Source organism: uncultured Bacteroides sp. (genome assembly GCF_947632445.1).
Lineage (GTDB): Bacteria > Bacteroidota > Bacteroidia > Bacteroidales > Bacteroidaceae > Bacteroides.
Genome location: NZ_CANRPM010000015.1, coordinates 24,781 through 51,295 on the forward strand (window position 1 = coordinate 24,781; position 26,515 = coordinate 51,295).

General features: G+C 43.4%; 24 protein-coding genes and 1 pseudogene. 20 read left to right on the forward strand and 5 right to left on the reverse strand.

Annotated elements, in window-relative coordinates; translation table 11 throughout:
- Window positions 1-15 precede the first annotated feature (15 nt).
- The 19 genes and pseudogenes from Q0Z70_RS04940 (at window position 16) to glf (ending at window position 18,844) form a co-directional block, all read left to right on the forward strand.
- Entirely contained in the window at window positions 16-669 is a 654-nt protein-coding gene (locus tag Q0Z70_RS04940; protein ID WP_298073011.1) for a sugar transferase, read from the forward strand.
- Entirely contained in the window at window positions 669-1,673 is a 1,005-nt protein-coding gene (locus Q0Z70_RS04945) for a kinase (protein WP_298073012.1), read from the forward strand. The genes Q0Z70_RS04940 and Q0Z70_RS04945 overlap by 1 nt, the downstream gene beginning before the upstream one ends.
- Complete coding sequence (locus Q0Z70_RS04950; RefSeq protein WP_298073033.1) at window positions 1,670-2,926, forward strand: HAD-IIIA family hydrolase; 1,257 nt, start codon at window positions 1,670-1,672, stop codon at window positions 2,924-2,926. Before Q0Z70_RS04945 ends, Q0Z70_RS04950 begins: the two co-directional genes overlap by 4 nt.
- Window positions 2,916-3,566, forward strand: a complete 651-nt coding sequence (locus Q0Z70_RS04955; RefSeq protein ID WP_298073013.1) for an SIS domain-containing protein — start codon at window positions 2,916-2,918, stop codon at window positions 3,564-3,566. The genes Q0Z70_RS04950 and Q0Z70_RS04955 overlap by 11 nt, the downstream gene beginning before the upstream one ends.
- A gap of 4 nt (window positions 3,567-3,570) precedes the next feature.
- Entirely contained in the window at window positions 3,571-4,329 is a 759-nt protein-coding gene (locus tag Q0Z70_RS04960; RefSeq protein WP_298073014.1) for a WecB/TagA/CpsF family glycosyltransferase, read from the forward strand.
- Complete coding sequence (locus Q0Z70_RS04965) at window positions 4,326-5,360, forward strand: glycosyltransferase family 1 protein (RefSeq protein WP_298073015.1); 1,035 nt, start codon at window positions 4,326-4,328, stop codon at window positions 5,358-5,360. The genes Q0Z70_RS04960 and Q0Z70_RS04965 overlap by 4 nt, the downstream gene beginning before the upstream one ends.
- 47 nt (window positions 5,361-5,407) lie before the next feature.
- The gene (locus Q0Z70_RS04970; protein ID WP_298073016.1) at window positions 5,408-6,259 is read left to right on the forward strand and encodes a phosphorylcholine transferase LicD; all 852 of its coding nucleotides are present in this window, start codon (window positions 5,408-5,410) and stop codon (window positions 6,257-6,259) included.
- The gene (locus Q0Z70_RS04975; protein WP_298073017.1) at window positions 6,256-6,963 is read left to right on the forward strand and encodes an IspD/TarI family cytidylyltransferase; all 708 of its coding nucleotides are present in this window, start codon (window positions 6,256-6,258) and stop codon (window positions 6,961-6,963) included. Before Q0Z70_RS04970 ends, Q0Z70_RS04975 begins: the two co-directional genes overlap by 4 nt.
- Complete coding sequence (locus tag Q0Z70_RS04980; RefSeq protein WP_298073018.1) at window positions 6,944-7,981, forward strand: galactitol-1-phosphate 5-dehydrogenase; 1,038 nt, start codon at window positions 6,944-6,946, stop codon at window positions 7,979-7,981. The genes Q0Z70_RS04975 and Q0Z70_RS04980 overlap by 20 nt, the downstream gene beginning before the upstream one ends.
- Before the next feature lie 7 nt (window positions 7,982-7,988).
- Complete coding sequence (locus Q0Z70_RS04985) at window positions 7,989-8,666, forward strand: ribulose-phosphate 3-epimerase (RefSeq protein WP_298073019.1); 678 nt, start codon at window positions 7,989-7,991, stop codon at window positions 8,664-8,666.
- Window positions 8,663-9,718: a glycosyltransferase family 2 protein gene (locus Q0Z70_RS04990; protein ID WP_298073020.1), complete on the forward strand. Its 1,056-nt coding sequence runs from the start codon at window positions 8,663-8,665 to the stop codon at window positions 9,716-9,718. The genes Q0Z70_RS04985 and Q0Z70_RS04990 overlap by 4 nt, the downstream gene beginning before the upstream one ends.
- Before the next feature lie 281 nt (window positions 9,719-9,999).
- On the forward strand, window positions 10,000-11,034 hold the full coding sequence (locus Q0Z70_RS04995) for a hypothetical protein (protein ID WP_298073021.1): 1,035 nt from the start codon (window positions 10,000-10,002) through the stop codon (window positions 11,032-11,034).
- A gap of 7 nt (window positions 11,035-11,041) precedes the next feature.
- The gene (locus tag Q0Z70_RS05000; protein ID WP_298073022.1) at window positions 11,042-12,505 is read left to right on the forward strand and encodes an oligosaccharide flippase family protein; all 1,464 of its coding nucleotides are present in this window, start codon (window positions 11,042-11,044) and stop codon (window positions 12,503-12,505) included.
- The gene (locus Q0Z70_RS05005) at window positions 12,492-13,400 is read left to right on the forward strand and encodes a phosphorylcholine transferase LicD (protein WP_298073023.1); all 909 of its coding nucleotides are present in this window, start codon (window positions 12,492-12,494) and stop codon (window positions 13,398-13,400) included. Before Q0Z70_RS05000 ends, Q0Z70_RS05005 begins: the two co-directional genes overlap by 14 nt.
- 8 nt (window positions 13,401-13,408) lie before the next feature.
- A pseudogene (locus Q0Z70_RS05010) lies at window positions 13,409-14,326 on the forward strand (UDP-galactopyranose mutase).
- 272 nt (window positions 14,327-14,598) lie between these two features.
- Window positions 14,599-15,318 carry an IspD/TarI family cytidylyltransferase gene (locus Q0Z70_RS05015; RefSeq protein WP_298073024.1) on the forward strand — a complete coding sequence of 240 codons (720 nt, stop codon included), beginning with the start codon at window positions 14,599-14,601 and terminating at the stop codon, window positions 15,316-15,318.
- 13 nt (window positions 15,319-15,331) lie between these two features.
- Complete coding sequence (locus Q0Z70_RS05020; protein ID WP_298073025.1) at window positions 15,332-15,829, forward strand: RpiB/LacA/LacB family sugar-phosphate isomerase; 498 nt, start codon at window positions 15,332-15,334, stop codon at window positions 15,827-15,829.
- Between the two features lie 2 nt (window positions 15,830-15,831).
- Complete coding sequence (locus Q0Z70_RS05025) at window positions 15,832-17,565, forward strand: thiamine pyrophosphate-binding protein (RefSeq protein ID WP_298073026.1); 1,734 nt, start codon at window positions 15,832-15,834, stop codon at window positions 17,563-17,565.
- Window positions 17,566-17,716: 151 nt separating this feature from the next.
- Complete coding sequence (gene glf, locus Q0Z70_RS05030; protein WP_298073027.1) at window positions 17,717-18,844, forward strand: UDP-galactopyranose mutase; 1,128 nt, start codon at window positions 17,717-17,719, stop codon at window positions 18,842-18,844.
- A 226-nt stretch (window positions 18,845-19,070) separates the two neighbouring features.
- On the opposite strand, the gene Q0Z70_RS05035 is transcribed toward glf, so the two are convergent.
- Window positions 19,071-20,345 carry an outer membrane beta-barrel protein gene (locus tag Q0Z70_RS05035; protein WP_298073028.1) on the reverse strand — a complete coding sequence of 425 codons (1,275 nt, stop codon included), beginning with the start codon at window positions 20,343-20,345 and terminating at the stop codon, window positions 19,071-19,073.
- A gap of 17 nt (window positions 20,346-20,362) precedes the next feature.
- Entirely contained in the window at window positions 20,363-20,914 is a 552-nt protein-coding gene (locus Q0Z70_RS05040; RefSeq protein ID WP_298073029.1) for a sigma-70 family RNA polymerase sigma factor, read from the reverse strand.
- A 162-nt stretch (window positions 20,915-21,076) separates the two neighbouring features.
- Here Q0Z70_RS05040 and Q0Z70_RS05045 point away from each other — a divergent pair, with 162 nt between their 5' ends.
- On the forward strand, window positions 21,077-21,832 hold the full coding sequence (locus tag Q0Z70_RS05045; protein WP_298073034.1) for a NigD-like protein: 756 nt from the start codon (window positions 21,077-21,079) through the stop codon (window positions 21,830-21,832).
- A gap of 844 nt (window positions 21,833-22,676) precedes the next feature.
- Here Q0Z70_RS05045 and Q0Z70_RS05050 read toward each other — a convergent pair.
- The 3 genes from Q0Z70_RS05050 to Q0Z70_RS05060 all read right to left on the reverse strand — a co-directional run bounded on the left by Q0Z70_RS05050 (window position 22,677) and on the right by Q0Z70_RS05060 (window position 25,667).
- Complete coding sequence (locus Q0Z70_RS05050; RefSeq protein WP_298073030.1) at window positions 22,677-23,807, reverse strand: cytochrome d ubiquinol oxidase subunit II; 1,131 nt, start codon at window positions 23,805-23,807, stop codon at window positions 22,677-22,679.
- 4 nt (window positions 23,808-23,811) lie between these two features.
- Window positions 23,812-25,389: a cytochrome ubiquinol oxidase subunit I gene (locus Q0Z70_RS05055; RefSeq protein ID WP_298073031.1), complete on the reverse strand. Its 1,578-nt coding sequence runs from the start codon at window positions 25,387-25,389 to the stop codon at window positions 23,812-23,814.
- A gap of 62 nt (window positions 25,390-25,451) precedes the next feature.
- Window positions 25,452-25,667, reverse strand: coding sequence for a DUF4492 domain-containing protein (locus tag Q0Z70_RS05060; RefSeq protein ID WP_298073032.1), 216 nt, complete (start codon window positions 25,665-25,667; stop codon window positions 25,452-25,454).
- Window positions 25,668-26,515: the final 848 nt, after the last annotated feature.

The following is a 26,515-nucleotide window of genomic DNA, read 5'->3' on the forward strand; positions in this document are numbered from 1 at the left end:
ATTCGATTTCATTTCATGATTCAAGAAACGAAGGCCATTGCTCAACCACCCCAAGAGCGGATTGTGGTAAAGCGGAAGCCGGTGTACGAATTCGTCAAGAGAGCGTTTGACATCGTCGTTTCGCTGATATGTCTGACTGTAGGATTGCCGGTTTACCTCATCATTGCGCTGGCGGTAATTTTCGACGACTTCGGGAATCCGCTGTTCGTACAGGAACGGGTAGGGAAAGACGGCAGAGTGTTTAGAATGGTAAAGTTTCGCACTATGCGCAAGGATGCCGAGCGGATGAAAGGGCTACTCACCGCATTCAACGAATACCACTCCGTTCATTTCAAGATGGAGGATGACCCGCGCATTACGAGAATAGGGCGATTTTTAAGAAAGACAAGTCTCGACGAGACACCGCAGGCACTCAACCTTCTCACCGGCAGCATGACCATTATCGGTCCGCGGGCATTCATACCGTCGGAACAAGCCCAATTGCCATTGGACAGGCTACAGGTGAAGCCGGGACTGAGCTGCTACTGGCAGATAACGGACACGACGAAGATGAGTTACGACGAACAGCTCGAACTGGATTACAGATATATACGCGAACGCGGAATAAGAACTGACATCAAACTTATCTGGAAAACGATAAAACATATTTTCAAAGAAGGAAATTGCTGATGATTATTACCAAGACCCCTTTCCGCATGTCATTTTTCGGCGGAGGAACGGATCTGCCGGACTTTTTTAACGTTCACGGCGGAGCAGTGTTATCGACGACATTCGATAAATACTGTTATGTTACCGTGCGCCATCTGCCGCGGTTCTTCGACTATTCCTCTGAACTATGCTATGCGCAGACAGAGCGTGTTACCGAAGTCGAACAAATCCAGCATCCTGCTATCCGCAATGCGATGAGAATGTTGGACATGCACGAGATACGCCTTACCTACGAGTCCGATCTTCCCGCACGTTCCGGGCTTGGAACGTCATCGTCATTTGCTGTCGGAATGCTGAATGCGTTTCACTCCCTGAAAGGGAAATACAAGGACAAGAGAAGTCTTGCCGACGAGGCGATATATCTTGAACGGACGCTATGCGGGGAAGCGGGCGGTTGGCAGGATCAGATAGCCTCATCGTTCGGGGGATTCAACCGTATCGACTTCAACGCAAACGACTATGAAGTACGTCCCGTCATCATTTCGCCGGAGCGGAAGAGCGCACTTAATGCCAATCTCGTAATGTTTTTCACGGGCTTCACGCGGTTCTCATCCGTCGTGCAGGCTGCTAATGCCAAGGAGCGAGCCGACAGAACCGCGCAGCTGAAGGAGATGCTGTCGCTCGTCGATGAGGCGGAACACATACTGACGGACAAGCATACCGACCTTGATGACTTCGGACGGCTGTTGGACCATACGTGGCGATTGAAGCGACAGATCGGAGCGGCCACCTCGACGGACAGCATAGATGCGCTGTATGCAAAAGGGATAGCGGCAGGCGCACTCGGAGGAAAACTGTTAGGAGCGGGCGGCGGAGGATTCCTGCTGTTCTATGTGCGACCCGAACACCGCGCAAAGGTCATGGAGGCGATGAAAGGCCTTTTGCACGTGCCGTTCACGTTCGAGGACGGCGGGACAAGTGTCATCTACTATTCACCGGAAAGTTACACGCCGTGTATAAAATGAAAGCCGTTATCATGTCCGGCGGACGGGGTACGCGCATATCGGACATATTCCCCGATATTCCGAAGCCGCTTATCCCGATCTGCGGCAAGCCGGTGTTGGAGCATGAGATTACGTGCCTGCGCGAGCAGGGATTTACCGACCTAATCCTGACCGTCAGCCATATGGCGGACAAGATAATCGCTTATTTCGGCGACGGCAGCCGGTTAGGTGCACATATCGAGTATTTCGTCGAGGAGGAGCCGCTCGGGAACGCGGGAGCGCTGTTCCGGTTAAAGGACAAACTCACCGAGGATTTTCTGCTGCTCAATGCCGATTCGGTATTCAACATAGATTTCAAGCGATTTGCATCGTTTCATAAAGAACGCGGCGGACTTGCGACGCTGTTTACTCATCCGAATGACCATCCGTATGATAGCGGACTGATTATTGCAGATGATGACAAATCCGTCCAAAGATGGCTCGCCAAAGAGGACAAACGCCCCGAATTTTACAAAAACAGGGTCAACGCCGGATTGCACATCCTTTCACCGGATTTACTAAAAAATGAAATCAACTTATCTAAAATAGATTTAGACAGACACCTACTGAAGCCTCTCGCAGGGACGGGCAAGATGTTCTGCTACGACAGCCCGGAATATGTCAAGGATATGGGTACGCCGGAGCGTTATGAAGCCGTCATGCGGGACTTTGAGAGCGGCAGGGTGTATGCGGGAAATCTGCGGAACAGTCAGAAGGCGATCTTCCTCGACCGCGACGGAACGATAAACAAATACGTCGGCTTCTTGAGAAACATAGACGATTTTGCGCTGCTGCCGACGGTCTGCGAGGCGATAAAGCAAATCAACCGTTCGGGCTATCTCGCGATCGTCGTAACGAACCAGCCTGTCATCGCCCGCGGTGATGTAACGTTTAACGAACTTAACGAAATCCACAATAAAATGGAGACCCTGCTCGGCCATGAGGGCGCCTATCTCGACGGCATCTATTTCTGTCCGCATCATCCCGACAGCGGCTTCGAGGGCGAAGTCAAAGAACTGAAATTCGACTGTGCCTGCCGCAAGCCGAAGCCCGGTATGCTGTTGCAAGCGGCAAAGGACTTTAACATCGACCTCCGGCAGTCGTGGATAATCGGCGACGGCGAACACGACGAAAAAGCAGGTGAAGCCGCGGGCTGCCGGACGAAAAGGATTCCGACCGACGGAGATTTATATGAAGCCGTCAAAGAAATTTTGGAGAATACCCATGAACGATAAAGTACGGGCACACCTCGGCACGCTGATGCAGCGCTATCCGCAATTGGCGGTATGCAGGGCAGACATCGCCGAAGCCTACGAACTGTTGGCGGAGTGCTTCGGGCATGGCGGCAAACTGCTGATTGCCGGCAACGGCGGCTCGGCGGCAGACAGCGAACATATCGTCGGCGAGTTGATGAAAGGTTTCAAAAGCCCGCGAAAATTACCACAGGCGTATGCGGACAAGCTCATAGCCATCCATCCTGAACTTGGAGAAACGCTTGCAGGGAATTTGCAGGGCGCACTTCCCGCCATAGCCTTAGACGGACATCCGGCGCTCTCGACTGCCTATCAAAATGACTGCGAGCCGCTGCTGTGCTTCGCCCAACAGGTCAACGGCTACGGCAGCGCGGGCGATGTGTTTCTCGGAATTTCCACGAGCGGCAACAGCAAAAACGTGCTTTACGCCGCCGTTACGGCAAAAGCAAAAGGCATGAAAGTCATCGGGCTGACCGGACAAAAGGAGAGTCGGCTCGGCGAAATGGCAGACGTGTGTATAAGGGTGCCGGAAACCGAGACGTATATGGTTCAGGAGCTGCATTTGCCGGTATATCATTGTTTGTGCTTGATGTTGGAAGATAAATTTTTCGGATTACGGTGATATTATGGGAAAAATACCTTTACTCAATACATATGTAAATAATTTGAAAATGTCCGAAACGATTGAAAACATCGAAAAAATGATAGTAAACAATAAAAAAGCGTATGTTGTTGCGGTAAATGTAGATGTGATAATGAAAATCGAACAGGACAGGTATTTAAAAGAAATATCCGATAATGCAGATATGGTACTTGTTGACGGAAAACCATTGGTATGGATATCAAAATTATATAAAAGACCTGTTTGTCAGAAAATATCCGGGTCTGATCTGGTGCCGATGTTATGTGAAACGGCAGAACGTAAGGGTTATTCTATCTATATTATAGGTGGCAAAGAGGGCGTAGCAGAAAATGCCAAAATAAAACTGGAGCAAAAGCATAAAAATATAAAAATCGTAGGTACATATTCTCCGCCACTTGAATTTGAAAAAGACAAAAACGAAATAGATAAAATAAATAAAATGATATCTGATGTATCGCCTGATTTGTTAATAGCTTGTTTCGGTTGCCCCAAACAAGAGAAATGGGTCTATGAAAATTATAAAAATTACGATGCAATAGTTTCTATATGCGCCGGGGCAACAATAGATTTCCTTGCAGGAAATATTTCAAGAGCTCCAAAATGGGTAAGCAATTGTGGTTTTGAATGGTTTTATAGGTTTTTACAGGAACCTAAGCGAATGTTTAAAAGATATTTTGTGGATGATCTAAGAATCATAAAATTGGTCTGGAAATATAAGAAAATAAAGGATGTGCAAATATGACCCAATATGCTTTTAATGGTTTATTGTTTTCTCAGCGTCAAACCGGTGTAATGAGATATACAAAAGAAATTCTTAAAGAATTGGATATGATGGTCAAGCCGGGTGAATTCAAGTTAATTGTACCGGAATATGCTACATACATCCCTAAACTTAAAAATATCGAAATAGTGAGATGCGGTAAAATAAAGGGATCATTATGGGAGCAGACATGTTTTCCGTTCTATTTAAAAAAGAATAAACTTAAAGGACTGAATTTTAATAATACCTTTCCTTTAATATGTCCAGGGAGTATTTTTATTCATGATATAGCATACAAACTCCATCCTGAGTTTGGAACAACTTTACACGGAAAGATTTCAAACATATATCATAGAGCCGTTTTTAGGATGGCTGCTCTACTAAAAATGCCTATAATGACTGTATCACATTTTTCAAAATATCAACTTATAGATGAATATAAAATTGCCCCGGAAAGGATTACAGTGATAGGAAGTGCATGGCAGCATTTTGATAATATAGATACAGATGATAGCATTTTAACTGATTATGGTTTAGAAAACAAAAAGTATTATTTTTCATTGGGAAGTCTCTCAAAAATGAAAAATACAAGTTGGGTATTTAAAGCAGCAAAAAAAAATCTGAACGATATATTTGTGCTTGCGGGAGCCAAATCTATGGCAGATAATGAAACATATGATATAAGCTCAAATGTTAAAATATTAGGATACGTCAGTGATGAACAGATAAAATCTCTTATTAAACATTGTAAAGCATTTATATATCCTTCAATATATGACGGATTTGGCTTGCCGCCACTTGAGGCATTAAGTCAAGGAGTTCCTGTTATTTGCTCAAACGCTGCCTGCTTGCCAGAAATATATGGCAACAGTGTTCATTATATAGACCCATATGACACAGATGTTGATTTGGACAATATACTTTCTCAGTATATTGACAAACCGGAGGCAGTTCTTAAAAAATACAGTTGGAAGAAAAGTGCAGAACAACTGTATGAATTATTAAAAAAATAATATTTTCACAAGGCAATTCAGTTTAGTCTTATAAAGCGGAGGATTTTATGTCGTCAGATAAAATAAAAATAGCACAAAAAACTTCATTAGAACTTTTAAAAGCTTTTGTAGATATTTGCAATAAGTATAATCTCAGATATTTTGTAGGCGGCGGAACAATGTTAGGTGCAATACGTCACAAAGGTTTTATTCCATGGGACGATGATGTGGATATTGATATGCCGAGAAAAGATTTTCAACGCTTTTTGGAAATATCAGATGAAGCTGTTAAAGAATATCCGTTTTATGATGTGATTTCTTTTTATAAGGGAAATGATTTTACCATAGATGTGAAGTTTGTAGACAAACGAACTGAAATTTTAGTAATGGATAAATATATACCTAAAAAAACATATATAGGAATGGATATTGTTCCCATAGATGGCGTGCCGGCAAATTCTTTTGTTAGAACAATTCATTTATTTAGATTAAATATTATAAAATGCTTTTATAAGCTCTCAATATTAAAAATGGGCGGGGTTGTTACAAACAAAGCAAAAAAGGGATATAGAGCTTGGTACAAAAAAATGTTGGTTTATGCAGGCACTAAATTTCCAGTTGAAAAGATATTGAAACACAAGTCTTGGGTAAAAAGATTTACCAAAGCTCTTATGAAGTATCCATATGACGATTGTAGAATTGTAGGAACTATGCAATGTGAAATAAGGGAGAAAAACATCTTTCCTATTGAATGGTACGGAAAAGGTACGAAATATCAGTTTGAAGATATCGAGGTCATAGGCGTAGATAACTATGATGCATGGCTCACACAGCTTTACGGTGACTATATGACATTGCCGGATGAGAAGCACCGGGTCAGCCACAATTTTGAGATCATCGACGAGGATCAGCCGGTATGAACATAGCCTTGATACTTTCGGGCGGAACGGGCACCCGCATGGGTCTCGACCTGCCGAAGCAATATCTTGCATTTCGCGGCAGACCGATCCTCAGCTACTCCTTATCGGTTTTCGAGGGCCATCCGCTCATTGACCACATCGTCATAGTAGCAGACAAGCAGTGGCGGAAGGCTATTGACAGGTGGCTGCGCGATGAAGGCATCCAAAAATTTGCGGGCTATGCGGACCCAGGCGAAACAAGGCAGTATTCGATCATCAGCGGTCTTAAGGAAATCGAAAGGCTCGGCGGAGCGGGTAAGGTCATCATTCACGACGCTGCACGCCCGCTCGTTTCGGACAGGCTAATCACGTCCTGCCTTGAAAATCTTGACGGTTGCGACGGCGTTATGCCGGTGCTTCCGGCAAAGGACACTTTCTATCTTTTAGACGAGCAGGGTATGGCTTCAAGGCTGCTTCCGCGCTCGCTTTTGGTGGCGGGGCAGGCTCCCGAAGCGTTTGATTACGGAAAATACTATGCCGCCAATATGTCGTTATCACGAGATGAAGTTTTAAAGATAAACGGCAGCTCCGAGCTTGCACTGAAATGCGGGCTGACAGTCAGAACCGTGCCCGGTAATGAACGGAATATAAAGATAACTACGCCCAACGATCTGACGCTTTTGGAGGCGTATATGGAGGAAGAAAATGAAGGCTCTGGTGCTTGAAGATATAGATAAATTGGTTTATAAAGACATCCCCGATCCGATTATGAAGTCGGGCGAGGTCCTGCTGAAAATAAAGGCGTGCGGGATCTGCTCAAGCGACATTCCGAGGATATATACGACAGGTACATATCACTTTCCCACCGTTCCGGGACATGAATTTTCGGGCGAAATAATCGACTGCGCGCCCGATGTCGACCGTTCTCTTATAGGCAAACGTGCCGCAGTTTTCCCGCTTCTGCCATGCGGAAAATGCGATTCCTGCAAAGAGGAAGAATACGCCCGCTGCTCGAATTATAGCTACTTCGGCTCCCGCTGTGACGGCGCATTTGCCGAGTATATCTCAGTGCCGGTCTGGAATCTCGTTTTATGCTCAGATAAGATCCCTTATACCACCGCCGCAATGTGCGAACCTGCGTCTGTCGCAAAGCACTGTGCCGACGCGGGAAAAATCAAACCCGGCGACACCGTGACCGTCATCGGCACAGGAACGATAGGCCTTATAGCGGCTCTTTGGGCAAAATCACTGGGTGCAAAAAAGGTCATAATTGTCGGAAGGCGCGATGAATCTCTTGACTTCGCTAAGAACGTCGGAATCGTTTGCACTGTAAATTCTGAGAAAGAGAATGCGCTTGAAGATTATCTTAAAATTACGGGAGAAAAAGGTGCCGATGTTGTGCTTGAATGCGTCGGCAGACAGAAAGCTATAAACAATGCGATTATGTATGCAAAAAAAGGCGGCAGGGTAGTGCTGACAGGCAATCCATACGGCGATATAACATTTAAAAAGGACATTTATTGGAAGATCCTCCGCAACGAGCTTACCGTTACCGGAACATGGAATTCAAGTTATAAATCCACGATCAACAATTGGAAAGAGACGATTACGGCGCTTGAGAATGGCAGTCTTGACATCGCAAAACTCATTACTCAAAAATTCAGCCTTAAAGATTACGAGAAAGCCTTAGCGACGGTCAAAGACCCGAAAAAATTTTCCGTAAAAGTCATGTTTGAAATGTGATGAATAGATGTTGAAGGAAGCTAAAATATCTGCATCTATGATGTGTGCAGATTTGGTAAATTTGAGAGAAACCATTCGCATCTTTGAAAAAGTCGGAATTGATTACCTTCATATTGATGTAATGGACGGCGAATTCGTGCCTAACTTCGGGCTGGGTTCGGACTACATCAGGGGGCTTCGCGAGCTTACGAAAATCCCGCTGGACATACATATGATGGTCGCCTCGCCGGAGTACAAATTCAAGTGGGTGGGAATACAAAGCACCGACACCGTATCTATTCACTATGAGAGCACCACGCAAATACAGCGCACGCTCGACTGGCTTGCAGAATTCGGCTGTCGAAGATTTTTGGCAATCAACCCCGCCACGCCGATCTACGTTCTTGAAGAGGTTCTCGATTACATCGACGGAATAAACCTCTTGATGGTCAATCCCGGCTTTGCAGGTCAGAAAATAGTTCCGAGTACCATCAAAAAAGCCGAACGGCTGGTGAAATTCCTGAGCGACCGCGGCAAGCAGCATATTGAAATCGAGGTCGATGGGAATATAACCTTTGAAAATGCAAAGATCCTGCGAAACATAGGTGCAAACATGTTTGTCGCTGGAACGTCGAGCGTATTCAGAGGCAGTATAGATGATTACAGCGATAACATAAGAACTTTAAAGCAGTTTATAATAAAATGACAATCGGAGAAAAATCAATGGGTAAAATACTTACGATCTCAATAGCAGCTTACAATGTTGAACAATATATCGGGCAGGCGCTGGATTCACTGATAGACGAAAGAATAATCGACGATCTTGAGATATTTGTCGTTGACGACGGCGGAACGGACAAGACCCTGGACATCGCGAAGCGTTACGCCGAAAAATACCCGGACTCTATTTTTCCTGTCCATAAAGAAAATGGCGGCTACGGCTCTACCATCAACACGAGCGTTCGATTGGCGACCGGAAAGTATTTCAAGCAGCTGGACGGCGATGATTGGTTTGATAAGGACAATCTGTATCGTTTTGTAGAGCTGCTTAAAACTATTGATGTTGATATGGTGGCTACAGAATCTATTACTTTCAATGTAATAGATAATACTCAAGAAAAATGGAGCACAACAGGTAATTTGAAAGCAGGTGAGTATAATTTTAATGATATTATATTGGGAAATGTTATCAGTATGTATTCCTCAACTTTTAGGACATCCATATTCAAAAACAACAACATAGTAATAACAGAGCACTGTTTTTATACAGATGTAGAATATGCAAGCTTGCCGATACCATATGTAAATAGATTTTATGTTTGCTGTTTTCCTATATACTGCTATAGAGTCGGCAGGGAGGGACAAAGCGTTAGCATAGAAGGTATAAAAAAACATTTTAAAGAACAGCAGAAGGTTTTATTTAATCTTATGCGTATGTATATGAATATAGATAACATCTCAAAAAACAAGCAGAATTTATTGTTAAAAAGGATTGTAATAGAAACAGCAAATCAGTTCAAATATTTGTGTTATCTGCCGATGTCAAAAAGCAGCTATAACGAGATTAAAGATTTTTATAAAAAAGTGAATGAATCCTATCCAGCTATAATACAAATAGTTTTGAAGGAAAAACTTTTTGTAAAACTGTTTGCCTATACCAACGGTTTTGCATACCCGCTGATGAGGTTTATAACTATTTTATACTTGAAAGGTTTGCTCAAGCCGATTTTGAAATTAAAAAGATTGTTGAAGAAGTAATAAAACAATTAAGAAGATTTCCAAACTGCTTCATAGTGGGTATTACTTTTATCGAGCTTTAGATGAAGGATAAAAGATAATACAAGAAGGTTGATGAATAGGAGAGTCAAAACTTGAAACTGAAAAGATTAAGCATTTCATTGAGATATAAACTGACTTGTGAAACAATATATTTGTTTCTGTTTTCAGTGTATTCATTCTTTTATGTAATAGATCAATCGTTATTTAGGTCCTACATACATCCTTTTTTTATATTGATAACTGTGATAGTATGTTTAGGAATGGCATATTTATTTCTGATACGACAAATTTCCTATCTATTGATTAAAAATTTAAGCAGAAAGCAATTCGCTGCATTAATACTGACTTGCGTTATCGTTATAGCATTTATGATTGCTATGATGGCAACAGACAGAAGCTATGTAATGGCTTTCGCCATGTTAATTATCAATGCAGATGTTACCAGCATCAAGAAAATTGTGAAATGCTCGTTTTGGTCAACATTGTTTCCATTGTTAGTAGTGATGACATGTGCAAAACTTGGAATTATTATTAAGGATTATATTTTAATTTCTACTTCCGGTGACAGAGTTGCCCATTGTTTTGGATATTCATATTATTCATCGGTGTCTTATATGGTTTTATATTTAGAAATAGGATATTTATTTTTAAAAGAACGAAATATTAAATGGATAGAAATTCTGGTCTTATCTTTCATCAATTATGAAATCTATCAATTGACTACTACAAGACTACCTTTTTTTCTTTTTTGTGGAGTTCTCATTTTAGATATTCTCCTAATTAAATTTGACTGGCTAAATTTAAATAATCCTTATCTTCGTGTGTTTGTGCCACTTGCTTTTCCAGTTGGATGTCTGTTCACTTACTGGTGTGCAAAAAATTACACCCCTGCAAACATTTTCTGGCGTACAATGAACATACTTTTTTCGAGCAGACTTTCACTTTCTCATTCTGCAATAATGCAATATCCTCCAAAACTTTTTGGGCAGTATATTGAAATGCAAGGTAACAGCATCTATAGTAAAGGGCATTTCTACTTTTATATTGATTCTGGTTTTATGTATTCTATCCTTGCATATGGAATTATTTTCACAGCTTTAGTTGTTTTTATGTATAGCTATCTTTTTTGGTATTCCTGCAAAAAGAATAACAAAGCTCTGTTTATCTGGTGCTTAGCAGTACTTACATTTACAGTCATTAATAATACATGGATTGCTATAACTTATAATCCGATGCTTTTGTGCTTCTATACCGTACTGAAGGAACAGAAAGCCAAGAAGTTTTCGCTCGTATGAGGAAATTATGTCACAACCAAGCGTAAAGAAGAATTACATATACCGTACTCTTTATGAGATCCTTGTCCTGATAACGCCGTTTATAACAACACCGTATGTGTCTCGTGTTTTGGGAGCAGATGGGGTGGGTATTTATAGCTACACGTCCTCGATCATAACATATTTCACGCTGTTTGCCGCTATTGGAACGGCATCCTACGGTGCAAGGGAAATCGCACAGCATCGGGACGACAGGCAGCAATCGAGCAAGCTGTTTTGGGAAATCGAATTGATGACGGTTGGAACGACAGCAATATGTCTGATAGCATGGTGCGCTGTGATCTTGTTCAGCAAACAGTACCGACTCTATTTCATCGCTCTAACCCCCGTTCTGCTCGGCACCATGTTCGATATATCATGGTACTTTACAGGACTTGAACGGATAAAAAATATTGTCATTTGCAATTCTTTTTGTAGAATCGCCGGAATCATTTTGCTATTTGCTTTTGTAAAGCAGCGAGAAGATTTAGTACTCTATGTTGTGATCAATTCAATGGTCACTATGTTGGGCAATCTCTCTATGTGGATTTACCTTCTCAAAATGCTTGCAAAAGTTGATATACGGACATTGACTTTTAAGAAACATTTTAAGGAGACACTGATTTATTTTGTCCCGACTATCGCGACTTCAATATATACCGTTCTTGACAAAACCCTGATTGGGGCAATTACCCATGATACATATCAGAACGGCTATTACGAGCAGGCAAACAAAATTATGCGAATGACCTATACCGTATCTTTTGTCGCGATCAATAGCGTGATGAGTGCGCGTATATCTTACCTGTTTGCTGAAAAGAAGTACGGTGAGATAAAGAATCGTATTCGCAAAACAATGGATTTTATATTTTTAATCGGATTTGGATGCACCTTTGGTGTGATCGGGGTAGCTGGCAGATTTGTTCCCGCTTTCTTTGGCTCAGGCTATGAACCTGTCGTAAATCTATTGTATTATATGTCGCCGTTAATCATTATTGTGGGGGTAAGTAATTGTCTTGGCGCAAATTATTTCACACCAAGCGGTCAGAGAGCGCGCAGTGCAAGGGTTATAGTTTTGGGATCGGTTGTAAATATGATCTTGAATCTTTCGCTAATACCTTTTATCGGGGCAACCGGGGCAGTAATTGCATCTATTATTGCAGAAGCGGTCATATCCGTGCTTTACGTTCATATGAGCGGTGAATATATGTCAGGAACGATATTATTAAAGTTGAGCTGGAAAAGGATATTAAGCGGACTTATTATGCTGATATTGGTTTCGATTCTCGGAAAATATTTGCCATACGGGAATTTTGTTGTATCAGCAATTCAAGTCGTTGCTGGCGTTGCAATATATTTCGGATTACTGCTTCTTATGAAAGATAATATGTTGCGAGAACTGATAGCTTTGGGAATATTAAAAAGAGGAGGTAAAAAAGATGCTGCCGATTAAACTGGAACTACCTGAGCATTTTTTGGATGAAGAAGTGAGATACGGTTACACGGTCACGGAGAAAATGAAAAAAGTATGGGCGGTCGAACTTGATCTTCTAAATGAGTTTCAAAAGGTATGTAATCAGTATAATTTGAAGTATTATGCGATTGCAGGTACTCTTTTGGGTGCGGTTCGTCATCAAGGCTTTATACCTTGGGATGATGATGTTGATGTCGTTATGTTTAGAGAAGATTACGACAAATTGATTTCTATTGCATCGAGCGTCTTTTCAGCACCGTATGATTTTATGGCATCAGGTAAAATCGAGCACTTTTTCAGAGGACACGCCCAATTGCGTAATCGTATGACAACTGGAATTTTGCCTTCAGAATTAAAGCAGAAGTTTAGCTATAATCAGGGTATATGGATTGATATTTTCCCACTTGATGGTGTTCCTGAGGAGAACAAGAAAGAACGATTTACATATTTAAAACTGAGATTAATGTCTAAATGTTTAATGAATAGGAGAAGTAAGATTCACAAGCGGTTTTTAGGCAAATTATTGCATATGTATCTTTTGCTTTGGGAGAAGATCACAGGGGACAATTTTCAGCGTGCTCATGATAGATATGAAGCTAAGTGCCGAAAAATGTCTAATAAATATAATGAATTTATTTCACCTATCGAGTTTATCAACCCTCCTTGGAATAAAAATATCTGGAAGAAATCAAACTTTAAGCAATCCATTGAGATGCCGTTTGAGTTCATGAGTCTATCTGTGCCGAAGGGTTATGACAACATTTTACGTACAAATTATGGAGATTACATGAAACCGACACAAGTTAATTCCTTGCATGGTGAAACCATAATGGATCCAGAAAAATCTTATACGGAGTATTTAGCTAAAATTTAAAATAGTAAATACATCTATCTCATCTATGCCGTCTCTATGGTGCCACTTTCGCCCAGCAGGCTCATGCCGCAGGTAAAACCGTTCTCGTCATCAATAAACACCCCAATATCTGCGCAACGTATACACCGAGCGAGTCGAATGCATCAACGTCCATAAATATGGTGCGCATATCTTTCACACGAACAACAAAGCCGTGTGGAACTACCTCAACCAATTCGCCAAATTCAACTGCTTCACAAACTCGCTGGTCACGAACTACAAGGGCGAACTCTAACGAGTCCGCAGAATCTGGAAGAAACAGGTAATCTCGCTCGTCGGCACCAACATCTATCAAAAGCTCGTCAAAGGCTATACCGAAAAGCAGTGGGGACGCGACTGCAAAGACTTACCCTCTTTCATCATAAAGTGTCTGTCTGTGCGGCTCACATTTGACAACAACTACTTCAACGCACTATATTAAGGACTCCAATCGGCGGCTATACGATTATTTAGATTACAAAATCGAGTTGGATAAGCTTATCGAGTCGGTCGTTTACATCGGTTCGATTGCTGTTTATTTGGGTGTAAACTTGGTTAACTAGAATATCGTTCGAGGAGCTTTGAACTCAGAATCTTGGACATCCCGAATTTTAAGGCAACGCCGTCGTCAATTACACTGACAGCGAGACCCCGTGGACGCAGATTCTTGAGCATAAATGGTTTGAATTTGGCAAAAACGAGCGGGGAAATGACCTCCGAAAACCATCATAGGTCGCGAGTACAGCAGTGAGTGGAAGTCCAGCGACGAACCGTATTATCCTGTCAGCGACGAGAAGAATTCGGCACTGTATGCTGAGTACAAAAAGCTTGCAGACACTGAGAAAAATGTTGTTCTCGGCATACGGTTCGCGGTGTATAAATATTATGATATGGATCAGGTTGTGTAAAAATCCCAGCAGGATTTTTCACATAAGAAATAAGCATAGACAAATTAAAGTAGGAGAATAAGGTTGAAACGAACTAAAATCCGAGGAAACTGAAAAAGGTGTAAAAACACAACCGCAGATACTGTGCCGAAAAGAAATGTGATACAAAAGGCTAGTCTGAATCAGCAGACAGCTCGTATTTGAAAATGTAACACGTTCATGAAACATAAATTCAGGCAAAAAGGGCTGAAATATGATTTGTATACATAATAATATAATTTGAGGTGACAGAAATGAGAAATTTGGCTTTGGTAATAGCTGGTGGAATCGGCTCAAGAACGCATCAAGACATTCCGAAACAATTTATTAATGTTCATGATATTCCGGTGATTATATATACACTCGAAGCATTTCAGACTCATCCGCAGATTGATGCGATTGAGGTTGTTTGCTTAGAGGGGTGGCATGATGTTCTCCGAGCGTATGCCAAACAGTTTTCAATCACCAAGTTAGAGAACATTGTAATCGGAGGCGTAACAGGGCAGGATTCTATTCGAAACGGCTTATACGATTTGGCAACACGATATTATGACGATAAGGATATTGTGCTTATTCATGATTCAATCCGTCCAATGGTGAGTGCTGAGGTTATTTCGGACAATATTCGCGTTTGCAGAGAACGTGGAAATGCTACTACAGTAATTCCATGTACGTCAGTTATGCTAACAACAGATGATTCTGTAATATCAGAGGGGCAGATTCCTCGCGATAACCTTAAAATTACGCAAACTCCTCAGGCTTTTTTCCTAAATGAATTGCTTGAGGTTCACAAAAAGGCAATCACGATGGATTTACTCCCGTCAATTTCATCTTGTGCATTATACATTGAAATGGGGAAAAAGGTTTACCTTTCTTTGGGCTCGGAGAAAAACATAAAAATAACAACATCTGAAGATATAGAGATTTTTCAAGCCCTTTTGGAGTCAAAAAGGCCGAACTGGTTGAAAAAATAGAGGAGATATTTGAGTGAAAATTGCAATCAGTAACGATAGGAACGGAATTGATTATAAAAATAGGCTCAAGGCACATCTTGAATCAATAGGTCACACTGTTATAAACTGTGGAACTGATGAGGATTTTCCAGCAGATTATCCGGTTTATGCGGAAAAGGTCGGTAAACTCGTTGCATCCAGAAAGTGTGACCGCGGGGTAGTGATTTGCGCCACCGGAATCGGTATTTGTCTTACGGTCGGCAAAATCAAAGGAATACGTTCAGGAATTGGATATACTGACGATGTCGCAAGGCTGATGCGTCAGCACAATGATGCAAATGTAATTGCCTTTGGACAGGATTATATGACATATGATGAAGTTGAAAGACGTTTGGATATCTTTCTGGCAACGGAATTTCTCGGAGGTTATCATTGCTCCAGAATTCAGCAGATTAAAGATTTGGAAGAGGGAAAGCCTATTTGTCAGACAGAGATTATAAACAAGATAAATTCGCATATGAAAGGGAAATAGCTATGAGAAAAATTACGGTTGCAGATTATTTAGTGGAATTTTTAATTACCAACAGTGTTACGGATGTTTTCGGATACCAGGGCGGTATGGTGTGTCATATCTTTGATTCACTTGGTTCGTACAGAGACAAAATACGGTATCATTCTTGCTGCAATGAGCAAGGGGCAGCATTTGCGGCGTGCGGATATGCGCAAGCAACCGGAAAGCTTGGAGTAATTATTACAACGAGCGGTCCCGGTTTTACAAACGCCTTAACAGGTCTTGCAAATGCATGGTTTGATTCAATTCCCGTGATGCTCATATCCGGACAGGTAAATACAAAAGACAAGAAGCGGAGCTATACATTTCGGCAGTACGGTTTTCAGGAAATGCAAACAATCGCAACAGCGCAGAGTATAACTAAGAAATGTTACGAAGTGGACGATAACACGGATGTCCCGGCAGTTATGTATGACGCTTATGTTACAGCTATGGAGGGTCGAAAGGGCCCTGTCTTTTTGGACTTCCCAATCAATATTGAGAGATACGTCATAGATGCAGGCGATGAGCTCTTCGCTATTGAACCTCCCGCGCCAAAGCATTTTGACGCAGCGTCTTATATAGACGAACTGTTAAAAAACAAGAAGCCCACTATTATTGCCGGAGCTGGAATTACGCAGTGCGGTGAACGGGAAACATTCCGTGAGCTTGTAAATCTGCTTAGGATTCCGGTAGTAACGACATTACCGGGCGTTGATTTAATTCCTACCGATTCTCCCTATCACGTTGGGTATTTTGGGGGAACCGGAAGACGTGAGGCGGGTATAGTTCTTAAAAATACGGATTTCGTTCTTTCCATAGGCACGCGTCTATGCAACAAAGCCATCGGATACAATCATGCCGATTTTATTCCTAAAGCAACTAAACTCATTCGCGTGGACATCGATACGTTCGAGTTTGAACGTCAGCTAAAAGGATGTGAGGTGGATATTGAAGCAGATATCAGGTCGTTTTTAGTAAGTGCAACTGCATATGCAAAAATAGCGACAAATAATTATGACCATTCATTATGGGTCGATGCAGTTAATAAAATGAAGAAACTTATGTCTGCGGAGGATATTACTTTTGGAAATACACTTGTGAAACGTTTTAGCGAAATAATGCCCGAAGAAGCAAATATTCTCCTTGATGTGGGAAATAACATGGTATATGGAGCGCAGTCTTCTGTTATCAAAAAGGGAACAAGGGTATTTACTTCTTGCGGATTGGGATCCATGGGTTATGCGATTCCCGCATCGGTCGGCGTAGCAATCGGAAATGATGAAGTGACCTATGCGGTAACAGGCGATGGCGGTGCACAAATGAATATACAGGAACTAAATGTTATTGCGAAAAAGCAGCTGCCGGTTAAGATATTGGTTCTTAATAATCATGCTCTGGGACATATCATACTGTTTCAGGATCACTATTTGGACTGTCGGCGGGTGGCGACGACAGAGATAGGCAATGACTACTATTCGTGCGATTTTTCTGCCATTGGTCAGGCATATGGAATCCGCAGTTATAAGATTAAAGATGTATCGGATTTGGAACGGTATCAGGAAATGCTTGTTGACAAAAAGCCACTTTTATTAGAAGTTGAATTTGGAGACTGTTCTATGCTCCCCAATATACATGGCGGTCTTGATCCATTGACAAATGGTTCGAAGCTTTCTGATGACGTTGTTAATCAAATTAGAAAAATTATAGAGATATAGATTCAAAATCGTATCACAGGACCAAAGACTTGGGATGGAGTGCAGAAACTTGTATTAAAACAGGAATAATAAAAAAACTATCGGCTAAAAGATTTTGCTGAAGACTGGTGATACTCATTATAACAAATCAGCTTAAAATATAGGAGGCTACATGAAATACGATTACTTGATAATAGGCTCCGGCCTTTACGGTGCCATATTTGCCCAACAGGCCCACGCCGCAGAAAAATCAGTTATCGTCATTGACAAGCGCCCGAATATCGCCGGTAACGTTTATACCGAGTGCATGGAGGGAATTAACGTTCACAAATACGGCGCTCATATCTTCCACACGAATAACAAAGCTGTCTGGGACTACGTGAACCGTTTTGCGACCTTCAACCGGTTCACGAATTCGCCCGTCGCGAACTACAAAGGCGAACTCTACTCGCTTCCCTTCAATATGTACACGTTCAATCGTATGTGGGGCGTAACGACGCCCGAAGAAGCGGCGGCAAAGATCAACGAGCAGCGCAAAGCGGCTGGTATTACGAATTCTCAGAATTTAGAAGAGCAAGCTATCTCGCTCGTAGGTACCGACATATACGAAAAGCTGGTCAAGGGCTATACCGAGAAACAGTGGGGACGCGACTGCAAAGACCTGCCTGCGTTTATCATTAAGCGTCTGCCGGTGCGGTTTACGTTCGACAATAACTATTTCAACGCGCTCTATCAGGGCATTCCTGTCGGCGGTTATACAAAGATGGTTGAGAATATGCTCGACGGCATCGAGGTACGGCTCGGCGTGGACTATCTGGAGCATAAAGCCGAGCTGGACAGACTTGCCGGAACCATCGTTTACACCGGCCCGATTGATGCTTATTTTGATTATAAATTAGGTTATCTTGAGTATCGTTCTGTCAGGTTCGAGACAGAGCTTCTCGACATGCCGAACTTCCAGGGCAACGCCGCCGTCAATTACACCGACCGAGAAACTCCATGGACAAGGATCATCGAGCATAAATGGTTCGAGTTCGGCAAGGATGAGCAGGGGAACTACTTGCCTAAAACCGTCATCAGCCGGGAGTACAGCAGCGAGTGGAAGCCAGGCGACGAGCCGTATTATCCGGTGAATGATGAGAAAAACAGCAATCTCTATGCAGAATATAAAAAGCTCGCAGATGCTGAGAAGAATGTCATTTTCGGCGGAAGATTGGCGGAGTATAAGTATTATGACATGGATCAGGTTGTGGCAGCCGCTATGGAGATGAGTAAAAATGCCCGGAGGTGCGAGAAATAGATACCGGCAAAACACCTAAAACCTACAAAAATCTACAACGTGATGGAGTTATTGCTCTGCCATCGGCCGGGAGTACAAAAATACGAAACCATAGTCGGACTACCAGCTAAAAGAGACAAAAAGAAAATACTCCCAAACAACCGGCACGAGCCGAAGCGCTGTTCAAGGAGTATTTCCCCATAGTAATAGTCAACCGGCCAAACCGGTTTTATCATCAAATTTTCACTCAATAAGTGAGCCTCAAACCTGCCTGCAACGTAAAGCTGCAAGGACGTTCCTTGCGGATAGTCTGCACTTTAGAGCCGTCGTCAAAATAATAAGATATACCCGGCTCTACATACAGACCCCATCGTCGGGAAAGATTATACTGGATGCCAAATGCACCCAAAACCGAAAGCTGTACAGGGTCTACTGTCTGTTTTTCGTCCCCTAACTTACCATACACACATTTCTCTACGGCACCACCGGCAGACAAATAAACCGAGAACTTGTGCGTATCGACAAAATTCCAATTGACACGTAACGGGATACCCAAATAATGCAGCTTCTGTTCCAGGCTACTGCCGCCTTTGCCAAAATACAGGTCGGAATACAAATAAGTGTACATCAGTCCGGCCTCTACAGACAGACCATGATTCAAATCTTTCCTGACTGAAAAACCTACACTGACAGGCTGACGATGTTTTGCATCGACCGGATCTTCAGTTCGTTTCAACACATAGGGCATACCGCCCTTGAACGTCAGCTCCTGCTCGCCGGGAATGACTATCACGCCATTAGCGGTTTCACTCAGGTTGACGTTACTGCCCTGTACCCAACCTGTACCGGGCGCAGGATCATCATAAACAAGTTTTTTATCACCGCCGGCGGAAGAACCGCTACGGTTTCCCACAGACAAGCTAAACGCCCACCCGCCATCTGTCTTTTGTGGCCGGCTGATCACACGTGGTTCGTCCAGTCTGGTCTTCTTCGGAGTAGAACGACGCACAGGTTCCTTTTCCACTTCGTTGGAAACGCTCCCATCTTCTGCCCTGAGAGCTTCTACAACAGGCACTGTGGCAATGACATCTTCACGTTCCTCAGTCTCTCTGTTCTCTGTCGCTTCCGATACGGGCAAAACAGCCACCTCCACCGGAATAACTGTTCTGAAATCCCGTGTCCGCGAAGGAACTTCAGACGCTGAAGCCAATTGTTCGTTTTCGGGAACGGGCCCCGGTATCTCATCCGGCCGAGTAACGACAGGCACTTCAACACGCTGTACCTCCTGCCCTACGGGACTTTGAAGCAACCACAGACCGACTGCAGCTACCGCTACCAATGCCGAAGCGGCAGCCGCTACCGGCCATCGGTACATCATCACCGGACGACCTCGACGGGAAACCAAGGCAGGAGCAGCCTTATCCAACTCTCGTTGCAACCTCTCCCAACCACCGGAAGGCAGAGGCTCCGAACAGTCGTCCAGACGTTCCTTTATTTTCTTTAACCACAATTCGTCGTTCATATCTCTAATATAATGTGTTATTCATTCGCTTTCATCCACGCCTTCACCTGTTTTGCCAATGAAGCCTTGGCCCTGGCCAGTTGTGAAGCGGACGAACGTTCGTTTATACCCAATTGGGCCGCAATTTCCTTATGCGACTTGCCTTCCATGACATACAAGTTGAATACTGTACGATAACCTACAGGCAGCCTGCCGATAAATTGCATCAACATTTGCCGGGGAATGGTTTCACAGGCTTCAGGTTCAGGTTCATCGTAAGCCTCAAGAGGAAGATCGTCCAAAGTTGCGCTGTGATTGAGCACATCGTTCTGTCGCAGGTATTGCAGCGCCGTGTTCACCATCACCCGCTCTATCCATGCCCGCAACGAACCTTCGCCACGCCAGGTAAACTTATCAAAGGAAGAGAACAGTTTCAAAAAACCGTCATGCAGCAGGTCTTCAGCTACTTCACGATTGCCCGAATAACGCAGACACAAAGCTAACATACGCCCTGCGTAGCGTTCGTACAATTCCCGACGGGCACGGTTGTCACCCCGCCGACATTGTTCGGCCAACTCTTTTTCTTCCATTCTCCTTACACGTGTTTGTCTATAAAATGCGTTGGACGCAAAAATACTGCATCATCCGAGAAGGAAAATACACTTTTGTTTCTTTAACAAATCGGAATGCAGTATTCTATTTAAAGCAACGTTTATCAGACAAAAAAGCATTAAAAAAACTATATGAACATGATGAAACAAATCCGATCGACTTTTATTGCGTGCATACTTCTGCTATCGGTCATGCCGATATCTCAGTCATGTCTGGACGACGACAAAGACAATCCCCTGTTCACAGTGGGAACTATCAAGACGCTGAGTGACAGTGAAGGAGATTTTTATGTCCTCTTGGATGAAGATAGTAAGCTTTTTCCCGGCGACATTAGCAATTTGCACAGCTACAAGGCAGTAGACGGCCAGCGAGCGTTCGTTTTCTTTGACGAACTACCCGAAGAAATGCCCGGCTATGACTACAATGCAAAAATTCGCTGGATAGAAGACATCCTGACCAAGGATATCTACTTCATGCCTGCCGAAAAAGAAGACAGCATCGGCAATGACAAAATCAACATTACGCAGATATGGCTCACGCGCAAAGACTATCTGAACATTGAATGCCAGTTCATGCACAGTGAAACTCCCGACAAAAAGCATATGCTGAGCTTAGTAGTAAACGAAGCCTCAACAGGTGAAAATGACCAGGCTGGTTATGTGACATTGGAATTCCGCCATAATGCCAACGAAGATTCACAACTCGTACCCGGTTCGGCCATTGTATCTTACAAACTGGACAACATAGCAGACTTATTGGAAGGCAAGGAGGGACTGAATATCCGCGTAAACACTATCTATGAGAACGAAAAGTTCTATCAAGTAAAGTTCAAAGATGCGGCAACCAATGCCACTGCCCGCTCAGGACATCACCCCTCATCGACTTTGGTCAAATAAAGTAAACTCTGAAACCCTCTATACGTGAGTTCGATATAATAAATAATATATTTATCTGATTAATAAGCACATAGTCATAAAAGTATTAAATTTATAGTGTCAAGTTATCACATTTAAACGATTATCACTATGTTTTCAGAGTCTAAAGTTATAGTTTATTGGGAATAAATATCGGATGACCATAAAAAAGGGAGGACAACAAACATCCTGAAAATAATCCGGGAGGGGGCTCAAAATAGTCCTGTCACATCAAGTAGCAGATTATCAATAAATTAGTGCGACACCTTAGTACCTTTGGTAAACATTTCCGCGAAAAAATAAAAAATACCTTGCCTTTAAAGGCAGCCTATTTTTTATTTTATTTCAAAAAAGTTTGCACAGCTCCTGTCACCGTCGCAGTAACCGACTGTATATCAGCAAATTGGTGTGACAGGACTATTTTATTCGTGATAAAACCCCGTTTTTCTTCCTCTTTTTTTCACGGGCAGATTTTTCCGTCCTGACACCGTGCTTGCTGACCCTCTGACGAAGTGCTTCGTCTCCTCCCCAGAAAGCACTGCATGACACCCTCACGCAGCACTGCGTCGGGACTTCAGGAAGTGCTGCGTGGCGGCGGAAGAAAATAGACATTTCACTGCCGATTCATTGTCAGTTATCGCAACCTGTTGTTGTTTTGAAAAGGAACCCGCCATTGAAGCGAACTTTATCAATGACGGGCAACCGGCTATCTTTTGATTTTATGTCGAACTCACGTCTCTATATTATTCAGGCACGGATACCAGACAGTTCACAAGCTGTAGTATCCGTGCCTTTTTTATTTAGGACGACAATAGAATTCCTACTGTCATTCATCAACCACCGTATCGTGTTGCTCTATTTTGCGGTCGTCAATACTTAGCCATGCATAGAAAATGTAGGCCAACACAAACGGTACCAGAATGGAAACATAAGCCATAGTTCGCAGAGTAAATTCACTGGAGCTGCTATTTTGCAAGGTGAGCGAACTTTGCAGGTCGACCGTCGAAGGATAGTAAGCCGTATTGTTATAACCCGCTATCAATAAAAGAGATAATACCGTCAGCACCGTGCCGATGCCTGCAAACCAAATGCCCTTATCGAAGCCCTTCTTCCACAACGTGCGACCGATACCCCAAAGCACACTGACCACGCCCGCCAAAAACAGCGCCAACACCACCGGCATATCGAGGAAATTCGTCAGATATTTGTAGGGTTCCATATATACAAGCCCTGTCTCGGGGTCGACTGCATAGCCATCGACCAGCAACGTGCGTACCAGAAAAGTCAGGAAAAACACCAAGAACAGGCCCGCATTACTCCACAACGAACGGCGACAACGGCCCACCAACTCTTCGTCGGCAATGCTGTTCACAAAATACAGAACACCCAGTACCCGCGCCAGGAAAAACACCGCCAGACCTAACACTACATTCCAAGGATTGGCCAGCGCGTCGAGCCCGTGCCATCCGTTAGCCCAACGGCTGATGACGGGCAACATCGTTTCCGTCATGCTGCCTTTGTCCACATAGAAGGCCGAGCCTGTGAAGAACGTGGCCACCGCCCCACCCAACAGAACAGGGCCCAATACGCCGTTCAATACCAGAAAGCCACGGTAGGTATTCTTGCCCAACAGATTGCCCGCCTTCAGCTGAAATTCATAGCTGACGGCCTGCAACACGAAGCTAAAGAGGATAATCATCCACAACCAGTAAGCCCCGCCAAAGCTGGTACTGTAGAACAGGGGAAAAGAAGCGAAGAAGGCTCCTCCGAAAGTAACGAGCGTTGTAAACGTAAATTCCCACTTACGACCCGTCGAGAATACCAGCATGCGCCGTTGTTCTTCTGTCTTGCCCAAACAGAACAGAAGCGAATTGCCTCCCTGTACAAAAAGCAGAAACACTAAGATGGCTCCCAGCAGGGAAACCACAAACCACCAATATTGTTGAAGTAATGCCATAACGTCAATAATTTGAAGAGTGAATGTCTACGTTTGAATTCTCGGGACCTTTGCGGATAGCTTTCAGCATAATGCCTACCTCGGCCACCAGCAAGATAGTAAAGAGGAACAGGAAAAGGAAGAAGGTCGTCTGTACCGAACCTACCTCCAGCTTCGAGATGGCCGCACCTACAGGCAGCATATCCTGAATAGTCCACGGCTGGCGTCCGCACTCGGCTACTACCCAACCGGCCTGACCAGCCAGATAACCCAACGGTACACTGAGCATGGCCACCATTTGCAACCAGCGCAAGCGACTCAAATCTTTCCTGAAAGCTACAAAAAGCACCACGAGGAAGAACACTATGAAGTATCCGCCCATCATCACCATCACGCGGAACATATAGAAGGTGAGTGGCACGTTGGGCACCAGTTCGTGCGCATCCTTGATATATCCATAACCGAAGTAAGGCATATAATCCTTCAACTCGCGGGCAGCCACTTCGGCCGCCGCTTCGTCACCTTCGGCATGTGCCTCCCGATAAGCAGCAAAAGCCTCGATGGCCTTGCGCCCGTAGGCCATCTTCTCCATAGCAGAAAGAGCCGTCGTGCCATCTTTCAGTTCATAGCCGCCCTTCAGCAGATTGTTGATGCCCGGCACAAAGGCGTCGGTCTTACGTTCGGCCAGCAACGAGAGCATCTTAGGAATCTCCACGCGGAAGAGGAAAGGATCTATGCCGTCATCAGCCTTCTGTTTGGCAGGATTCAATAAGCCGAAGGCTACCAGGCCGGCTCCCTCCTGCCCTTCGTAATAGCCCTCCATGGCAGCCAGCTTCATCGGTTGGTGCTGGGCCACTTGATAACCCGACTCGTCACCTGTCCAAGCGGCCATCAGTGCTGCAAACAGGCCGACAGATGCACCCACCTTGATGCTACTCAGGGCAAAACGGTGCTCGCACTTTTTCCACAGATACCAGCAACCCACACCTACTACGAACAAGGCTCCCAGCACCCAACTCGAAAGAACGGTGTGAAAGAACTTGTTGACAGCCATAGGCGAAGTGGCCACAGCCCAAAAGTCCACCATCTCGTTGCGGGCCGTGTCGGGATTGAATTCCATTCCAACAGGGTACTGCATCCACGCATTAGCTACCAGTATCCACCAAGCTGAAATAGTGGCTCCCAAACCCGTCAGCCAGGTGGAGGCTAAATGGAAGCCACGGTTCACCTTCTGCCATCCGAAGAACATCACAGCTATGAATGTCGCCTCCATGAAGAAGGCTACGATTCCCTCAATGGCCAAAGGAGCCCCGAAGATGTCACCCACAAACCAACTGTAGTTGCTCCAGTTAGTACCAAACTCAAACTCCAGAATGAGCCCCGTGGCCACACCAATGGCGAAGTTAATACCGAAAAGTTTCATCCAGAATCGGGCAGTCCGCTTCCAGAAAGGGTCGCCCGTCCGATAATAGAATGTCTCCATGAGCCCCATGACCACGGCCAAGCCCAAGGTCAGCGGCACAAAAATCCAATGGTAGATGGCGGTCAGTGCAAATTGTGCCCTCGACCAGTCAATCAGCGAAGAATCAATGTGTTCAATCATAAATAATAAAGAATTTAATCAGAAAATAAAATGGTTATAGGTTGTATACAGATAAACCTTTCTTACGGCATCCTTTCGATCAATTCATGGCTCACGTATCCGTCTTTTTCTCCGCTGTCGGTTACCTGATTCAAAAAATCAGGGAAGAAAAACAATCGAAGAATGAAAAACAGGATGAAAAGCTTGATAAGGATAATCAGCCACAACGTGCGTCCCAGCTTCATACTACGAAAGCCGTCGCGATAGAATTGCCAAACTGTCAGACTAAGATGTTTCATGGTTTAAGATTATACATAATAATACAAAGATAATCCAATCTTTGAAACTACCAATCATTTTCACTGGAAAAATCAATAGAAATCGTTTACCGACACAAAAGCCTATTGATCAGTGAAATCTGTCAACCGGTCGTTATCCATCTGGTATATATTCATTTTTTCACACCTGTAGCAAGCAGTCTTACTACTTTTGTGTCAAAAAAAGAAGAAAGATACATCCATATCTAATATCCAAAAATAATTCGTATATTTATTAGTGAATAGAAAAATGGAGTTATGAAACTCTTCCATAGAATAGTTTGGCTAAATATAGTTTATTTTATTAGGCTCTTTCACGTCAGAAATTACCGTTCTATTACTAATATTCAAATACTTAATACAATTATATTCCATGCTCTTCTGACATGGCAGTTGTTCTTTTTTATTCTTTTTGACCTCTAAAATAGAGCAAAAAAAACGGGACTTTTCGCAAAGTCCCGTTTTCAGTTTTCAATAGGTATTAGTCTTTTTTTAAGGTAAAAAGATTGTTTTTAGGATAACGGTGCAAATATAGGGGCTTTTCGTTTGACAAGCCAAATAAAAAAACATGTCCTATAACACGTTTTCTTAATTTTTTTTGCCTTCATTAGGATTTATAATGAACTCTGCAAGCTCATGAACAAGTCGCGCGTATGAATGATAAACAGCCGCAAACTGGCTTTCTACGTATTCGCCTCATCACCCTGTTTGCTTCGAGGCGGAGCTGAACGAAAGCATCCAGCCGATACCCGAGCCCTGCTATCCAGTATTTAAAATAATCAGGCCCAAACATGCGTAACGCTTATTTCACTTACTCCTCGACCGCCATT

Excerpts from the sequence above, each read along its gene's own strand:
- Q0Z70_RS05015 (WP_298073024.1), top strand. The coding sequence starts at position 14,599 with ATGAGAAATTTGGCTTTGGTAATAGCTGGTGGAATCGGCTCAAGAACG.
- Q0Z70_RS05035 (WP_298073028.1), bottom strand. The coding sequence starts at position 20,345 with ATGAACGACGAATTGTGGTTAAAGAAAATAAAGGAACGTCTGGACGAC.
- Q0Z70_RS04975 (WP_298073017.1), top strand. The coding sequence starts at position 6,256 with ATGAACATAGCCTTGATACTTTCGGGCGGAACGGGCACCCGCATGGGT.
- glf (WP_298073027.1), top strand. The coding sequence starts at position 17,717 with ATGAAATACGATTACTTGATAATAGGCTCCGGCCTTTACGGTGCCATA.
- Q0Z70_RS04945 (WP_298073012.1), top strand. The coding sequence starts at position 669 with ATGATTATTACCAAGACCCCTTTCCGCATGTCATTTTTCGGCGGAGGA.
- Q0Z70_RS05050 (WP_298073030.1), bottom strand. The coding sequence starts at position 23,807 with ATGGCATTACTTCAACAATATTGGTGGTTTGTGGTTTCCCTGCTGGGA.
- Q0Z70_RS04950 (WP_298073033.1), top strand. The coding sequence starts at position 1,670 with ATGAAAGCCGTTATCATGTCCGGCGGACGGGGTACGCGCATATCGGAC.
- Q0Z70_RS05045 (WP_298073034.1), top strand. The coding sequence starts at position 21,077 with ATGAAACAAATCCGATCGACTTTTATTGCGTGCATACTTCTGCTATCG.
- Q0Z70_RS05025 (WP_298073026.1), top strand. The coding sequence starts at position 15,832 with ATGAGAAAAATTACGGTTGCAGATTATTTAGTGGAATTTTTAATTACC.
- Q0Z70_RS04940 (WP_298073011.1), top strand. The coding sequence starts at position 16 with ATGATTCAAGAAACGAAGGCCATTGCTCAACCACCCCAAGAGCGGATT.
- Q0Z70_RS05005 (WP_298073023.1), top strand. The coding sequence starts at position 12,492 with ATGCTGCCGATTAAACTGGAACTACCTGAGCATTTTTTGGATGAAGAA.
- Q0Z70_RS05055 (WP_298073031.1), bottom strand. The coding sequence starts at position 25,389 with ATGATTGAACACATTGATTCTTCGCTGATTGACTGGTCGAGGGCACAA.
- Q0Z70_RS04960 (WP_298073014.1), top strand. The coding sequence starts at position 3,571 with ATGGGAAAAATACCTTTACTCAATACATATGTAAATAATTTGAAAATG.
- Q0Z70_RS04980 (WP_298073018.1), top strand. The coding sequence starts at position 6,944 with ATGAAGGCTCTGGTGCTTGAAGATATAGATAAATTGGTTTATAAAGAC.
- Q0Z70_RS04990 (WP_298073020.1), top strand. The coding sequence starts at position 8,663 with ATGACAATCGGAGAAAAATCAATGGGTAAAATACTTACGATCTCAATA.
- Q0Z70_RS04995 (WP_298073021.1), top strand. The coding sequence starts at position 10,000 with ATGGCATATTTATTTCTGATACGACAAATTTCCTATCTATTGATTAAA.
- Q0Z70_RS05040 (WP_298073029.1), bottom strand. The coding sequence starts at position 20,914 with ATGGAAGAAAAAGAGTTGGCCGAACAATGTCGGCGGGGTGACAACCGT.
- Q0Z70_RS04970 (WP_298073016.1), top strand. The coding sequence starts at position 5,408 with ATGTCGTCAGATAAAATAAAAATAGCACAAAAAACTTCATTAGAACTT.
- Q0Z70_RS04985 (WP_298073019.1), top strand. The coding sequence starts at position 7,989 with ATGTTGAAGGAAGCTAAAATATCTGCATCTATGATGTGTGCAGATTTG.
- Q0Z70_RS05060 (WP_298073032.1), bottom strand. The coding sequence starts at position 25,667 with ATGAAACATCTTAGTCTGACAGTTTGGCAATTCTATCGCGACGGCTTT.
- Q0Z70_RS04965 (WP_298073015.1), top strand. The coding sequence starts at position 4,326 with ATGACCCAATATGCTTTTAATGGTTTATTGTTTTCTCAGCGTCAAACC.
- Q0Z70_RS04955 (WP_298073013.1), top strand. The coding sequence starts at position 2,916 with ATGAACGATAAAGTACGGGCACACCTCGGCACGCTGATGCAGCGCTAT.
- Q0Z70_RS05000 (WP_298073022.1), top strand. The coding sequence starts at position 11,042 with ATGTCACAACCAAGCGTAAAGAAGAATTACATATACCGTACTCTTTAT.